This is a genomic window from Bacillus sp. BSL6 (assembly GCF_052928345.1).
In genome coordinates this window covers 144898-159597 of sequence record NZ_JAVGCW010000001.1, presented here as the reverse complement: position 1 = coordinate 159597, position 14700 = coordinate 144898, and the positions used below count along the sequence as shown (strand labels likewise).

Genomic DNA, 14700 nt, shown 5'->3' with positions numbered 1-14700 from the left:
CAGGAAATGTAGAAAATGAGGTCGATATATTATGCATTATGATGTTATTGTCATCGGCGGCGGGCCTTCTGGGCTAATGGCTGCAATCGGTGCTGCAGAAGAAGGCGCAAGCGTCTTACTTCTTGATAAAGGAAATAAACTAGGGCGTAAACTTGCGATTTCTGGTGGCGGCCGCTGTAACGTAACGAACCGTCTACCACTTGATGAGATCGTTAAACATATACCAGGAAATGGCCGCTTCTTATACAGCGCTTTTTCTATTTTTAATAATGAAGATATTATTACATTCTTCGAAAATCTTGGTGTAAAACTGAAAGAAGAGGATCATGGCCGCATGTTCCCTGTTTCAAATAAAGCGCAATCGGTAGTAGACGCACTTTTAACACGATTAAAAGATTTAGGTGTAAAGATCCGCACAAATACACCTGTTGAAACGATTGAATATGAAAATGGTCAAACGAAAGCAGTCGTACTAAAGACTGGCGAAGTGCTAGAAACAAATCACGTCGTTATCGCTGTTGGCGGAAAATCTGTTCCTCAAACTGGTTCTACTGGCGACGGATATGCTTGGGCTAAAAAAGCTGGACATACAATTACAGAATTATTCCCAACAGAAGTACCCATCCTTTCAAACGAACCATTTATTCGAGACCGTTCACTACAAGGCCTTGCTTTACGAGATGTAAACTTAAGCGTATTAAACCCGAAAGGAAAAGCTATCATTTCTCACAAAATGGACATGCTCTTCACTCATTTCGGCCTATCTGGTCCTGCTGCCCTTCGCTGTAGTCAATTCGTTGTAAAAGCACTGAAGAAGTTCAAAACGAATACAGTGCAAATGAGTATCGATGCATTGCCAGAAGAAAATAGTGAACAACTATTCCAGCGCATGCTGAAACAAATGAAAGAAGATCCGAAGAAAGGAATTAAAAACGTGTTAAAAGGTTATGTACCTGAACGTTACTTCCTATTCTTATTAGAAAGAAATGAAATTGACGGTAGCGAACAAGCTGGACAAGTATCTCATGAGAAGATTCGTGCACTTGTGAAAGACTTTAAAGAATTTACTGTAAATGTAAATGGTACGCAGTCAATTGAAAAAGCATTCGTTACTGGCGGCGGTGTATCTGTTAAAGAAATTAACCCAAAAGAAATGTCTTCTAAATTCACGAACGGCTTATATTTCTGCGGAGAAGTTCTTGATATTCACGGTTATACGGGTGGCTATAATATTACATCTGCTCTCGTTACTGGTAGAATTGCCGGAACGACAGCTGGAGAAAACGCGAAAATGCAATATTAAACTGAGAAACAGGGATTCCTGTTTCTTTTTTTATAGGTACATGAAATTATATCGGCGATTCTGCTACTTATATCGGCGATTTTTCAAATATATCGACTTACCGACAAAAAACGACAAATATCCCCTCCCCTTAACTTCCCATTGCTTTTTTGTTGCTTTATATACCTTAGTACCTTTATATTTTATATTGTTGAATATTTGAAAAAGGGTAAGGGGAAAACATATGAGAAAAAAAGTCATGATGTCTTTAATGCTAATGACGTTTCTTTCTGCAGTAGAAGGAACGATTGTTAGTACAGCAATCCCTCGTATAACGAGTGATTTGTCAGGTGTTGAACTTGTTAGCTGGGTTTACGCAATTTACATGCTTGCCACAGCGGTTTCAACTCCAATATACGGAAAGCTAGCTGATTTATTTGGCCGTAAAAAAGTTTTACTCATCGGAGCTACAATCTTTTTAGTCGGCTCTGCACTTTGCGGTGTCGTTACATCAATGGAACAATTAATCTTCTTCCGCGCACTTCAGGGTATCGGTGCTGGTGCTGTTATGCCGATCACAATGACGATTATTGGAGACTTATATAGCGAAGCGAAAGACCGCGCGAAAGCACAAGGCTGGATGAGTGCTGTTTGGGGCGTCTCAGGTGTTATCGGACCATTAGTCGGCGGATTTTTAGTTGATTCTCTTTCTTGGCGTTATATTTTCTTCTTAAACGTTCCATTTGGAATTATCGCTTGCTTAATGATTGCAATTTATTACAAAGAATCTATTAAGCCTGCTAAGCACCATATCGACTATCTTGGTGCAACAGTATTCTCACTAAGTACGATTGCTCTACTATACGCATTATTAACAGGTAGCAGTAAGCAAAACTGGGGAGATATAACAATTATCGGCCTATTAATCTTCGCCGTCGTTTCATTCATTATTTTCTTATTCATCGAGAAAAAATCTCCGGAACCATTAATTCCGCTAGCACTTTTCTCTAACCGTACATTATCTACGATAAATATATTAACGCTTATCGCTGGCGCAATGATTATTAGTATTACAATGTACCTTCCAATTTGGAGCCAAGGAGTATTAGGAAAAAATGCGACAGAAGCTGGACTTATTTTAATGCCAATCCCTGTTATGTGGACATTTGGAGCTATTTTCTCTGGTAACTTAGTAGGAAAATTAAAAACGAAACAAATCATTTTACTTGGGGCTAGCATTTTATCAGTCGCTACGTTCTTATTATTTACATTATCAACACATTCACCATCGTTCCTTATTTATGTGGCAGTCGGATTATTCGGATTAGGAATGGGACTTGTGACACCGATTTACATGGTAACAATTCAAGCAGCCGTACCAGCTCATACACGCGGAACAGCCGTTGGTTTAAACACATTTATTAATACATTTAGCCAAACATTAGGTGCGGCAGTATTCGGTACAATCTTTAATACGATGATTCACGCACGTGGCATTAAAAACCTTGATCTTGTATCTGGCGGACACGGCGGAGCTACAGCAAACGTAGTAACTGAATCACAATCTGCATTAGCATCAAGTGTACACGTCATTTATATGAGCACTTTCGTATTGGCAGTATGTACATTAATTATCGCTTGGCTTTTATTAAAGCCCGCTACACAAACAAGTGAGCAATAAGAAAGAGGATGACCAAAATGGTCATCCTCTTTTACTCTTCATTCTCCACAATATGTTTCAGCATGGACAATTTATTATCCCAAAAACGTTCATAATACGAGAGCCACTGTTGTAATTCCTCTAATGGTTCTGGATGCAAGCGATATATTTTCTCTCTTCCGCTTTTTCTTCCACTTACTAAATTCGCTTCCGAAAGAATATGAAGGTGCTTTACAACCGCAGTACGACTCATCGGAAAATGATCCGTTATTTTGGAAATCGGTAACTCTTTATCGCTTAATAACCGTATTACTTCTCGGCGGGTTGGATCAGCAATTGCTTGAAATACATCATATTTCGCTGCTGATGAGGACACTTAGCCTTCGACAACCTTTTTCAGTTTTTCATTTACAATTGCTACCCAGCCTCCGCTCATTCTGTCGCGAATAATAGAGCTCTTCGCATTCGCTTTCGGAAGAATTTCATCAGGATGTTTCCAGCCGCCGTGAATTAACGTAAATTCTGTTTTATTATCCCCTAAGTCTTTCAGATGAAATGAAACAACCCAGCCATCTGTATCCCATGAAAAAGATAGATGATTTGGCTCATCGATTTCTAATACTTTACATGGTGATGGTCCAAATGGTGATTGTACATGAAATTCATGTCCTACCTCTAATACGAAATCATTTGGCATAAACCATGAGGCAATCCCTTCTGCAGTTGATACTACATTCCACACCTTTTGAATAGACGCGTTAAAAACGATTGTTTGTTTAATATCATTTAATGTATTTTGTTCTTCCATTTTCATTCTCCTTTATTCGGCAATCAAATATAACACCTTTTGGTTACACTTCGATAATATAACACCTTTTAGTTTCATGTCAACGCTAACTCTTTTTTACTGTTGAGAAATTCTCAACATTTTTTCAACAGGACAAACACCCTCTGCGCATTTCCTCATAATATACTCACAAAGGCAACAAAAAATAAAAACTTCTCTCAACATGAAACTCCATCATTCATCTTGAAAGAAGCGCCTTACGTATATCATGCGTATTTCGTCTCTCCTCCTTCCCTCAGGGACACTACGCGAGATATGAAAAATCAGAAGGAATATGCCCACCATTTGAGTAGGTAGTTATTTCTCTTCTCCTCAACATTTCCTTAGGAGCGAAATGACTACTGACTCACTTTTTTCAAACAAAAATAAAAAAGGGGATGAAAGCTATGTTCTATTGCATTAACTGCTCTGATATTCACCATGAAAAACATCCGAATGATAAAGTATTCAAAAACGGTTTTTATATTGATCCATTTTTAGGTGATCGTTATCACCTTGGTATGTGTAAAGATGCCCAAAATCATGAGACAGGGGAGCCTCTTTTAACGACAAAGAAATTAGGCGCAACCCAATCTATTATGAACGTATTACCAACACATGTTGTCCCAACATAAAGCATAAAAAAGAGCTGGCTCATCCAGCTCTTTTTTATGCTTTATAAACGATCATTGCTGAAAAACAATAAATTTGATTTTCGTCATCGTTAATAGAAACACCGACTTGGTACTTAATGTCTACAAAGTTACTATCATCAATCTTTTTCAAAAAAACATTTACAGCGTCTTCTAAGTCTTTTTCGTGACTTTCATCAAATACTTTTACACGAATCATGTTAACACCATCCTAGATCGCAGCCCTCCGCCGCTTGATTATTGCCACGGTGCGTATCTATGATGCGATAAAACTTTCCGTCTTCATATATATATCCGTCTTCTAACACATATTGTTTACCTTCAGTATAGACATAAAACTTACCTATCATAAATTTACTCGTATACAATTCCAAATAATCTGGTCTAAATTTAGCTACCACTTTATTTGTAATATCAATTTTTATTGTGCGCCCCACCTTCTCTCCCTCCTTTGCAAAGAACGGATTTAGGTATATTGTATTAGCGATTTTACATTTTATGCTTAAAAATAAGTGGATATGCCTCCTTTCTCCACCTGTACTATTTTCCTAAAAAAATCATCCATAAATAAAAGCAAAAAAAATATATATAAAAAGAGCTTTTACTTATTGACTCAATTATAATTATTATGGTATTATATAAAATTTGACATTTCCATTCACTTATGCTATCATTAAAGATGGTTACCACATATGGAGGTGGATGATTTGTTTCAAATTGGTGATAAAATCGTTTATCCAATGAACGGCGCAGGAGTCATCGAAGCCATTGAAGAGAAAGAAATATTAGGAACAATACGTCAATATTGTGTAATACGTATCATTAGTAAAGATATGCAAGTAATGCTTCCGATGGATCAATTACAAAAATCAGGTATTCGTTATATCGTAGATAAAGGTACGTTAGATGATATACTTCTTGAATTTCAAAACGGGGAATCAGATACATCACTTTCCTGGAAACAAAGATATACAATGAATATGGAAAAAATGAAAAACGGCAATCTGCAAGATAGTGCAGAAGTTGTTCGGGATTTACTTCGCCGCAATAAAGAGAGAGCTTTAAATGCGAGCGAAAAACAAATGCTAGATAACGCCCGAAAAATGATGATTAGTGAAGTTGCACTCGTGCAAAATGTTTCTGAACATCAAGCAACAGAATATCTTCAAGATACAATGAATCACTAAATTTAAAATAGCTGGCCGCTATTTTTTTTTGTAAAAAAAGGACGAAGAGTTTTATCTCTTCGTCCTTTTCTATTACCCACGTCCAGCTTGAAACGATGGATATAACGTCATTCCGCCATCTGCAAATAGCGTAATTCCAGTTACATAACTAGCCTCTGACGAAGCGAGCCAAGTTGCGACTGCTGCAATTTCTTCTGGTTTTCCAATGTAGCCCATCGGTATCATACTTTCTACGTCAGCACGTTTTTTAGGATCAGCAAACTTTTCTGCATTGATCGGCGTATTAATTGCACCTGGTCCAATATTATTTACTCGAATACCTTTTGGTGCATATTCCATCGCTAACGTTTCTGTCATTAATTTAATACCGCCCTTACTGGCTGCATAATGCACGAATAGCGGCCACGGAATTTTCTCATGAACACTCGACATATTAATGACAGATCCTTTAATATCGTGTTCTACAAAATATTTAATCGCTTCACGGCTTCCTAAAAAAGCACCTGTTAAATTTGTGTTAATTACCCTATTCCAATCTTCAAGCGGCATTTCATGCGATGGTACCGCATTTTCTATCCCTGCATTATTAATCATAACGTCAAGCGTACCAAACTCTTTCACAGCAGATTGAATGAGATTCGCCACATCTGATTCGACCGTCACATCACCTTTTACAGCAATCGCTTCTCCGCCTACCTTTTTAATTTCTTCTAACACATCATTCGCTTCTGACTCCCGTGAGCGATAATTAATCACTACCTTTGCTTTCTCCGCAGCAAACCTTACTCCCATTGCTCTCCCAAGACCACTTGCTGATCCTGTAATAACGACAACCTTTCCTTCTAAATCACTATACATTTCCATACCTCCTTTAACTTTTTGCAATACCTAACATAATTCCGGCTGCGATAATAAAAACGATACCGACAACGATACCCGTTAATTGGCGTTTCGTTTTTCTTTCACCTAATATAAGAATCCCGCCAAGCGTCGAAATAATAATTCCCATTTGCGATAGCGAGAAACTTGTTGCTACTCCAACACGCGGCTGTGAAATGAATAAAAACATGTTTCCAGCTGCCCAAATTAATCCCGGAATAATATTTCGTATTGCATATTTATTAAATGGATGATGTTTAAAAGTAAGCAAAATCCCTCCTAACACCATACCAACTGCTTGTGGTAACAAAGCTGACCAACCATCTACGTTAAATAGTCTAATCACTACTACGTAAACTAAATAACCGACTGTTGAAATTAATAAAATGATAATGCCCCTTTTAAAATTCCCCGCTTGCTCTGCATTCTTTTCTTCTTCACTTTGAAGCGATGTTAAAATAACACCAATAATAATACAAACAAGCGCCAATACACCAAGGATGACTGATATTGTTGTGGACCACTCATGAAATACGATAACTCCAAATAAAGTCGTCGAAACTAATTGAAGTCCCGTTGAAATGGGCATCGTCCTTGAAACGCCCATTAGATCAATACTTTTTAATTGATTCGCCTGACCAAGCGCCCAAAATAAACCTGATACAATCCCAACTCCGATAACAGTAGGAGTCAATACTGGTTTCATAAAAATATAAACAACAATTGAGAAAATAAGTGCGCCAAACGTTGTACCGAGCGTTTGACTATAAGGCCCCCCGCCCAGTTTTACGTTAAATAGCACAATACTTCCCCAAAATATAGCTGGTAAAATCGCTAAAAATATATCCATCGCTCATTACCTTTCTTTACTAAATGTCATAGGTTATCACTCTGAATCAGTAGAGTGAGCTTTTATTTTTTCTTTTTCCCTTTCACAAACCTTTTCTGCAATAGCACCAGAAACATTCTTTTCTCGCTCCACTTTCTTTATCTTTACGTGATCTAAATAATCTTCCAAAGTAAGCGTAACTTTATCATTCGGCGGGTTATGCGCTCCTTGAAATGTAAGAAATTGTAGCGTAACTTCATATTTAGGAACGAACTCACCGTTCTTGCCGAGACGCTTTATATTTATAACTGAAGCACATTCATATTGATCTTCTGTCACTTGTCTTATCACAGAATAATATCGATTTAATAGCGCACTTTCTAAAAGTTGTTCATTCGATTCTTTTGCCAAAGAATAGCTTGGCAATAAAGAAAAGATAGAACATATCATTGTTAGCATTACACATATTTTTTTCATAACGCCCTCCTTGTTCTATACGTTAGTGTTCTCAAAAACGCCATAAAAAAACGACTTTCCCTACATAGGAAAGTCGTTTTAATGAATCCAATATTAACCACCGCTCACTGGTGGGATTAGTGCAACAACATCACCAGATTGAATCGTATCCTCTTCATTTGCATATTCTTCATTAATCGCAACCATAATTGGTTCTGTGACTGGTACATTATATTCTTTTGCAACAACATCTTTTAACTCTGCAACCGTAATACTTTCTTTCTCTATTTGTAATTCACTTCTTCCTGCTTCTTCTTGTAAGTTCGCAAATAACAATACTCGAATCATACTTATAGCTCCTTCCCAGGCTCTCCCGCCGGATATGGCGTTTTTTCTAATTGATCGCCAATCCAAGAGTCTCCATCTTCCCAAAACTCCTTTTTCCAAATCGGAACAATTTGTTTTATGCGTTCCATAATATATTCATTTGCTTCATAAGCCGCTTTACGATGCGGCGTTGAAACAGCCACAACAACCGCAATATCAGAAATTTGCAGTGTACCGATGCGATGTGTAATCGCAACGTGTGTACCTGGCCATTTCTCTTTCACTTCTGATCCGATTTTCTCTAGCATCTTTTCTGCCATCGTTTTATAAGCGACATATTCTAAGTATAATGTACGACGCCCTTTCGTAAACTCTCTAACCGTTCCAATAAATGTTGTAACAGCACCGCATTCGCGGCGAATTACTCTCTTCGCTATCTCTTCAATGGAGATTTCTGTATCAATTACTTCATAATACGTATTTGTCATTTCGCACTGCTACTAAAAATATAGACAAATGTATATTCTTAGAGTATTCCTGCTTCTACGTGCCCTGCCTCGCTAATCACTTGCTACTACAGTTTGCTGTGACACTCCACAGGTGTAAATTCCGATGTAGCCCACCGTACATATATACAATCTATTTACGTTAGTATTGTATATTTTTTTGCTTGTAAAAGGTTGATTGACGCATTCAAATCTCTATCCATTACATTTCCACAATCACATGTATATACTCGGTCAGACAGCTTTAAATCCGACTTTTTTTGACCGCAACATGAACATATTTTAGAAGATGGATAGAATCTGTCCACTTGCCGTAGTTCAATTCCATATTCCCTACATTTCGTTGATAACAAAGTTTTAAAAGCATAAAAACATTGTTGCGCTACAGCTTTAGATAGATGTTTGTTCTTCATCATACCTTTCACATTCAAATCTTCTACTGTAATAAACGTTGGCTTGGTTTTCACCACATCATTTACAATAGACTTTACATACGCTAATCGAATATTTGCTAGCCTAGCATGTAGTTTTTGCACCCTAAGAATATTTTTGTTTATATTCGCTCTTTTATTAGTAACAGGTTGTTCACCTCTCTTTCTTATATTTTCAAATTTGCGTGATAAAGAGCGTTGTTCACGTTTTAACCGTTTTTCTATCTTTTTTACTTGTACTGTTTTATTTATATTTTTGTGAGTTTTTCCATCGCTACGTACAGCGAAGTCTTTAATTCCCAAATCAATTCCTATACCTACTGCATTGAGAATTGAATTTGGTTTTACCTCTTTCACTTCACAGAGTATAGAAACATAGTATCTTCCTGCTCTTTGATATACTGTGCCACTTTTTACAGTTGCATTTTTAGGGATATATCCATATTCTTTTAACCTTGTCCAACCAATTGTGGGGATTTTTACTCTATGTCTTTCTACTGTCCAATCTGTTTTATTGTTTTTAGGAAAATAACATTTCACATCTTGCTTCTTCTTTTTCTTATATCGTGGAAATTTGGATAACCCTTTAAAAAATCGCTTAAAAGCTTTATCTCCATTCATAATCGCTTGTTTTACCGCTTTGCTCGACACTTCTTTAATCCACTGGTCACACTCTTTTGTATAAATGTTGTTTAGCCATTTAGAAAAGTCATAGCCACTAAGAAATTTCCCCTCCGACTCATATGCCTCTTTATTTTTAGAGATATACAGGTTATATACATATCGACACACCCCAATAGTTTGACGGATTTTACTAATTTGTTCAGTTGTCGGTTTGATTTCTATTAAATATGCTCTTTTCATAAGTCTTCATCCTCCGACATTTTCTTTTTGTATTTTCTCAACCCATATATTCTACAGCTAAATACATGAATGATAGATATTAAATCCTGAACAAGTTCTTCTTGAATACCCATATATTCCTTATACTGTTCTTCTGTATAGTATCTTCTTCCTTTTGGGTTTCGGTAAGCAGTTAAAGCACCTTGATTGTCCCACCTTCGTAATGTCTTAACAGAAACATTAAGAAGCATTTCTGAAAATTCTTTCGGTTTATATTGTTTCATAAGTACTTTTTATTATATATGCCTACTTTTGTCTATGTTTTTGTTTACTGTTTCTTTCTCCTTACCGTTTGTACAAACCAATCTATATACAAATCTTCTTCTGTTATATGAAATACTTTATATTTTTCTCGTAAGTTTGCAGAAGCATCATACCACGTAATAATTGCTACTATATTCTCTACTTTATGTAAAAGCTCAATATCTTCCGCAGAACGAAGTAACACTACTTTTGGATAGCTCTCTTGTTTATAACCCTCAATTAAAATTGTATCTACTTCAAAAAACTCATATAAGCGAATAATTTCTTGCAAAGACCATTCCTCTCTTAATGAAGAAAGGGAAAGTAATCCAGCACCTTCTACACTACTTACGATAGCACCGGCCTTTCGGTGCCTTTCACTATCTTTTTGCGCTACTTCTGGAAAACCTCCGTGTCCGTGATGTTTAATGGTAGCAACTTTCATTTCGCTTTCAGTTAATACATGTACAATTTTCTCAACAAGTGTTGTTTTCCCGCTATTTTGATACCCTACTATTTGTAAGATTGAAGGGGCTTTGCCCACGGCCAATCACATCCCTCAGCGTGCTCTAACAATAATACAGACACTTTCATCCCTGTCTCAAAGCCTCTCGTTCCTCCAGGCAACACAATAAAAGCATTCGCATCTGCAAGTGAAGATACCGCACTCGATTTATCTAAACCGACTGGCATCGCGTGTAATGCCCCGTCCACGATTGTCACCTTTGCTCTTACAAAACGAGTAAACGGATTTGGTTTTGGAAAATCTTTTTGTAAAATAGCATCTGCTCTATATACGTGTGGTTCCTTCGCATACAAATAAGTTTTTATAACCGGATGCACAAATAACTCAAATCCCACATAACAAGCTGACGGATTCCCTGATAAACCGAAAAGTAACTTTCCATCCACTTCAGCTACTGTCGTTACACTGCCCGGTCTCATCGCTATTTTATTAAAGAGTACATTCGCCTGTAACCTTTCATAAATAGCCGGTAAGTAGTCATAATCTCCTACCGACACACCGCCTGTCGTAATTAAAATATCCACCTCTTCTATCGCCGATTGAACGGCTGTAAAACATGCATCTAACTCGTCGGCAAGTTGACCATAATAACGGACTTTACCCCCAGCTTTCATAATTTGGGCGGCAATCATATAAGAGTTACTATTTCTAATTTTCCCCGGCTGTAATGACTCATGTACTTCTAACAATTCACTTCCTGTCGTCACAATACCAACAACTGGCTGTTTTACAACCTTCACATTACTGTATCCAAACGTCGCTAATAAGGCCGCAACACCTGGATTGATTACAGCACCTTTCTTAACGAGAACTTGATTTTGTTTTATATCCTCTCCTTTAAATGACACATTGTCGCCACTATGAAAAGGACGCTTTAACTTCATATATGTTTTTCCGTTCTTCTCAAAACCTTCCGTCAATTCTAGCATTACGACTGCATTACAATCTGCTGGAATAGCTGCTCCTGTCATAATACGAACCGCCTGAAAAGATCCTACTTCTTCTGTAAAAACAGATCCAGCCCCGATTTCTCCTATTACTTCAAACTCAATTGCATTCTCTTGATTTGCTTCTTTCGTATCTTCTGCTCGAATTGCGAAACCATCGTAAGGAGAACGATCAAAATGAGGAACGTCATGATCAGAGACAACATCCTCCCCAAGAATTCTCCCGTAACTTTCCGTAATAGAAACCTCTTCTACTTCACCAATTTTCGCATATTCCATTACTCTCTCTACTGCCTCAGCAACTTGAATCGGAATTCGTTTTTCTACCATCGTTTCTCACCCCATATTTGCAATTTTTTTTATCTCGATTAAACTTTATATATTAAATAGAAATTACTTCAAGGAGGAATTCCATGTCTTCATTCACACACTTTAATGACCAAGGACGTGCGAAAATGGTTGATATAAGCGATAAAAAAGCAACCGTTCGAACAGCAATTGCGTGCTCTAGCATTGTCGTTACGAAAGAAATTTACGATAAAATCTCTCATAATGAAATCGGGAAAGGTGACGTATTAGCAGTTGCACAAATCGCTGGTATTATGGCTGCAAAACGCACTTCTGACATTATCCCAATGTGCCATCCTTTATTATTAAAAGGTGTTGACGTTTCTTTCGATTGGAAACAATCCGATGAACAATATCGATTACTGATTGAAGTAAAAGTTAAAACAGAAGGTAGCACCGGTGTTGAGATGGAAGCTTTAACAGCTGCTTCCGCTACCGCTCTTACTGTGTACGATATGTGTAAAGCTGTTGATAAAGGTATGATTATTGGCGAAACGTACTTACTTGAAAAAACAGGTGGAAAAAGTGGAGATTATGCGAGAAAGTCTTAACCTTCTCCCTGTTGAACCTAAAGGACTTCCCTTTAGGTTCAACCTATATATCTTGCATATAAACGTTTTGCTACATTTATATCATTCGTCCCATGAATAAAAGCTCTGCCATCTGTAAATAAAACAAAACGAAATTCCTCTACCAGAAACGATACTAAATACGGAGTAGCCTTTACATCTACACTTCTTTGTAAGCGCTTTTTAATTTCTTCTAAATTAAATTCATTCCGCACACCTGGACGGATTTGTACTGTATTTCGTCCACATAACACTTCTGTTTTCGTTTGTGCTTCAAATGTTAAACTCGGATATGTACGTAATCTTCCGCAAGATAAACACGTTTCTTTTTTCTGTCTATTCACTTTAAATGCCATCTGTTGATTATTCCAAAGATCAAACGATAACATCGTTTCGCGAAGCGCCCCATAGTCTTCTACTAATATTTTCAGCGCTTCCGTTATTTGATGTGCAACTACTAATTGCACCGCCGGCTGTATAATACCAGCCGTATCACATGTTGCTCCGCTTGCTGGATGCTCCATTAAACAGCGGAAACACGGTGTTTTTCCTGGTACAATTGTATACGTTACTCCGTAGCTTCCGACACAACCACCATATATCCATGGAATATTATACTTTTGTGAAATATCATTAATAAGAAGACGCGTTTCAAAATTATCTGTCGCATCTAATATTAAATCTACACCCTTCACTAACTCTTCCATTTCCTGCACTGTTACATCAGTCACAACCGGATTTATTTCCACCTCAGAATTAATCGCTTTTAAATGCTCTGCCGCTGCTACCGCCTTCGGTTTATACTGCTTTGCATCTTCTTCTGTATATAATTGTTGCCTTTGTAAATTACTCCACTCTACATAATCACGATCCGCAATTGTTACTTTTCCAACACCTGCTCTAACAATCGCTTCTGCATTTGCTGCACCAAGAGCTCCAGCACCAATAATAAGCACATGCTTCTCTCTAATTTTTCTCTGTCCTTCTTCTCCAACACCAGAAAATAATATTTGCCTTGAATATCGCTCCTGCATACGATAGCCTCCCTTCTTATCCCCCTATATAAGACATTTCAATTTTCGGACGATTTTTTGCACTTTCTTCCGTCCGTTCATCCGAATACCTATCTTTTCTATTCATCCATACATCTTGTATAACGCTTACTAACTCCTCATCCGAAAGATTTCCTCTAAGAAGTTCCCTTAGGTCGAGTCCCTCTGTCGCAAATAAGCAAGTATAAAACTTTCCATCTGCTGAAATTCTCGCTCTCGTACAAGAGGAACAAAAGGACTCAGAAACAGAAGTAATAAAACCGACTTCAACATTTGTTCCAACGTAACGATATCGCTTCGCAACTTCACCAAAATAATGCGCTTCAGCTGGCTCAAGCGGATACACGCGATGAATCATCTCAATTAACTCTCGCTTCGTAACAACTTGATCAAAGTTCCATCCATTTGTACTACCAACATCCATAAACTCAATAAACCTAAGCGAGATTCCTTGCTCTTTAAAATACGCAGCCATTGGAAGTACTTGATGGTCGTTCATCCCTTTTTTCACAACCATATTTACCTTTACATCAAGCCCAGCCTCTTTTGCAGCCATAATTCCCTTTATAACAGGCTTTGTATTAATATTTCGGCCATTAATAGCCTTAAATACATCATCATCTATTGCATCCAAACTAACATTTACTCTATGTAATCCAGCTTCTTTTAATACTTTTGCTTGCTTCGTTAAATGAATTGCATTGGTCGTTAACCCTATATCTAATAGCCCGTCAATTTTCACGAGACGTGCAATAAGTTTTGCTAAATCTTTACGAAGTAGTGGCTCGCCACCAGTAAGTCTAATTTTTCGTACACCGATGCTAACAAATAGTTTTGCTAAACGCTCAATTTCATCAAACGTCATTAAAAACTCATCTTTCAAAAAAGCATAATCTGGCCCAAACACTTCCGCTGGCATACAATATGTACATCTAAAGTTGCAACGATCAATGACAGATATACGCAAATCTTGAAGCGGGCGTCCAAAAAAATCTGTAACCATCTCCTGCATCGCCACCCTCCCTTTCTGCCAAATTTCTCTCTTTTCATTCTATTATAATATATTTTCGAACTGC

Annotated in this window: 20 protein-coding genes; 5 read left to right on the top strand and 15 right to left on the bottom strand. The window is 37.4% G+C overall.

What is annotated here, in order from left to right:
* Positions 1 to 31 precede the first annotated feature (31 nt).
* On the top strand, positions 32 to 1303 hold the full coding sequence (locus RCJ96_RS00980) for an NAD(P)/FAD-dependent oxidoreductase (RefSeq protein ID WP_074609946.1): 1272 nt from the start codon (positions 32 to 34) through the stop codon (positions 1301 to 1303).
* A 223-nt stretch (positions 1304 to 1526) separates the two neighbouring features.
* Entirely contained in the window at positions 1527 to 2963 is a 1437-nt protein-coding gene (locus tag RCJ96_RS00975) for an MDR family MFS transporter (RefSeq protein ID WP_074609942.1), read from the top strand.
* A 31-nt stretch (positions 2964 to 2994) separates the two neighbouring features.
* Here RCJ96_RS00975 and RCJ96_RS00970 read toward each other — a convergent pair whose 3' ends face one another.
* Entirely contained in the window at positions 2995 to 3318 is a 324-nt protein-coding gene (locus RCJ96_RS00970) for an ArsR/SmtB family transcription factor (RefSeq protein ID WP_000098837.1), read from the bottom strand.
* Positions 3319 to 3750, bottom strand: a complete 432-nt coding sequence (locus RCJ96_RS00965; protein WP_270796731.1) for an SRPBCC family protein — start codon at positions 3748 to 3750, stop codon at positions 3319 to 3321.
* Between the two features lie 425 nt (positions 3751 to 4175).
* Between RCJ96_RS00965 and RCJ96_RS00960 the strand changes: the two genes are divergently transcribed.
* Positions 4176 to 4403: a DUF3973 domain-containing protein gene (locus RCJ96_RS00960; RefSeq protein ID WP_000498984.1), complete on the top strand. Its 228-nt coding sequence runs from the start codon at positions 4176 to 4178 to the stop codon at positions 4401 to 4403.
* A gap of 34 nt (positions 4404 to 4437) precedes the next feature.
* Here the strand turns inward: RCJ96_RS00960 and RCJ96_RS00955 are convergent, their stop codons facing one another.
* Positions 4438 to 4620: a sporulation protein Cse60 gene (locus RCJ96_RS00955; RefSeq protein WP_000621751.1), complete on the bottom strand. Its 183-nt coding sequence runs from the start codon at positions 4618 to 4620 to the stop codon at positions 4438 to 4440.
* 1 nt (position 4621) lies between these two features.
* A complete protein-coding gene (locus RCJ96_RS00950) occupies positions 4622 to 4858 on the bottom strand; it encodes a DUF2553 family protein (RefSeq protein ID WP_000533800.1) in 237 nt (78 codons plus the stop codon).
* 255 nt (positions 4859 to 5113) lie between these two features.
* Here RCJ96_RS00950 and RCJ96_RS00945 point away from each other — a divergent pair, with 255 nt between their 5' ends.
* A complete protein-coding gene (locus RCJ96_RS00945) occupies positions 5114 to 5608 on the top strand; it encodes a CarD family transcriptional regulator (protein ID WP_001982618.1) in 495 nt (164 codons plus the stop codon).
* Positions 5609 to 5680: 72 nt separating this feature from the next.
* Here RCJ96_RS00945 and RCJ96_RS00940 read toward each other — a convergent pair whose 3' ends face one another.
* From RCJ96_RS00940 to moeA, 9 genes are all read right to left on the bottom strand, one after another.
* Positions 5681 to 6466 (bottom strand): glucose 1-dehydrogenase, encoded by a 786-nt coding sequence (locus RCJ96_RS00940; protein WP_074609938.1) that lies wholly within the window; start codon positions 6464 to 6466, stop codon positions 5681 to 5683.
* 13 nt (positions 6467 to 6479) lie between these two features.
* Positions 6480 to 7337 carry a glucose uptake protein GlcU gene (gene glcU / locus RCJ96_RS00935; RefSeq protein ID WP_416504755.1) on the bottom strand — a complete coding sequence of 286 codons (858 nt, stop codon included), beginning with the start codon at positions 7335 to 7337 and terminating at the stop codon, positions 6480 to 6482.
* 36 nt (positions 7338 to 7373) lie between these two features.
* Entirely contained in the window at positions 7374 to 7793 is a 420-nt protein-coding gene (locus RCJ96_RS00930) for a DUF3888 domain-containing protein (protein ID WP_074609935.1), read from the bottom strand.
* Positions 7794 to 7886: 93 nt separating this feature from the next.
* Complete coding sequence (gene moaD, locus RCJ96_RS00925) at positions 7887 to 8120, bottom strand: molybdopterin converting factor subunit 1 (protein ID WP_000621794.1); 234 nt, start codon at positions 8118 to 8120, stop codon at positions 7887 to 7889.
* 2 nt (positions 8121 to 8122) lie between these two features.
* Positions 8123 to 8587, bottom strand: a complete 465-nt coding sequence (gene moaE, locus RCJ96_RS00920) for a molybdopterin synthase catalytic subunit MoaE (RefSeq protein WP_270796734.1) — start codon at positions 8585 to 8587, stop codon at positions 8123 to 8125.
* 155 nt (positions 8588 to 8742) lie between these two features.
* Entirely contained in the window at positions 8743 to 9900 is a 1158-nt protein-coding gene (locus RCJ96_RS00915; protein WP_270796736.1) for an RNA-guided endonuclease InsQ/TnpB family protein, read from the bottom strand.
* Positions 9897 to 10163, bottom strand: coding sequence for a MerR family transcriptional regulator (locus RCJ96_RS00910; protein WP_000816197.1), 267 nt, complete (start codon positions 10161 to 10163; stop codon positions 9897 to 9899). Before RCJ96_RS00910 ends, RCJ96_RS00915 begins: the two co-directional genes overlap by 4 nt.
* A 44-nt stretch (positions 10164 to 10207) precedes the next feature.
* On the bottom strand, positions 10208 to 10732 hold the full coding sequence (mobB, locus tag RCJ96_RS00905) for a molybdopterin-guanine dinucleotide biosynthesis protein B (RefSeq protein WP_416504756.1): 525 nt from the start codon (positions 10730 to 10732) through the stop codon (positions 10208 to 10210).
* Positions 10696 to 11985 (bottom strand): molybdopterin molybdotransferase MoeA, encoded by a 1290-nt coding sequence (gene moeA / locus RCJ96_RS00900; RefSeq protein WP_000229682.1) that lies wholly within the window; start codon positions 11983 to 11985, stop codon positions 10696 to 10698. Before moeA ends, mobB begins: the two co-directional genes overlap by 37 nt.
* Positions 11986 to 12068: 83 nt before the next feature.
* Between moeA and moaC the strand changes: the two genes are divergently transcribed.
* The gene (gene moaC / locus RCJ96_RS00895) at positions 12069 to 12554 is read left to right on the top strand and encodes a cyclic pyranopterin monophosphate synthase MoaC (RefSeq protein WP_000094140.1); all 486 of its coding nucleotides are present in this window, start codon (positions 12069 to 12071) and stop codon (positions 12552 to 12554) included.
* Positions 12555 to 12592: 38 nt separating this feature from the next.
* Here the strand turns inward: moaC and RCJ96_RS00890 are convergent, their stop codons facing one another.
* Positions 12593 to 13606, bottom strand: a complete 1014-nt coding sequence (locus RCJ96_RS00890; protein ID WP_046198214.1) for a molybdopterin-synthase adenylyltransferase MoeB — start codon at positions 13604 to 13606, stop codon at positions 12593 to 12595.
* Between the two features lie 16 nt (positions 13607 to 13622).
* Positions 13623 to 14636 (bottom strand): GTP 3',8-cyclase MoaA, encoded by a 1014-nt coding sequence (gene moaA / locus RCJ96_RS00885; protein ID WP_074609925.1) that lies wholly within the window; start codon positions 14634 to 14636, stop codon positions 13623 to 13625.
* Positions 14637 to 14700 lie beyond the last annotated feature (64 nt).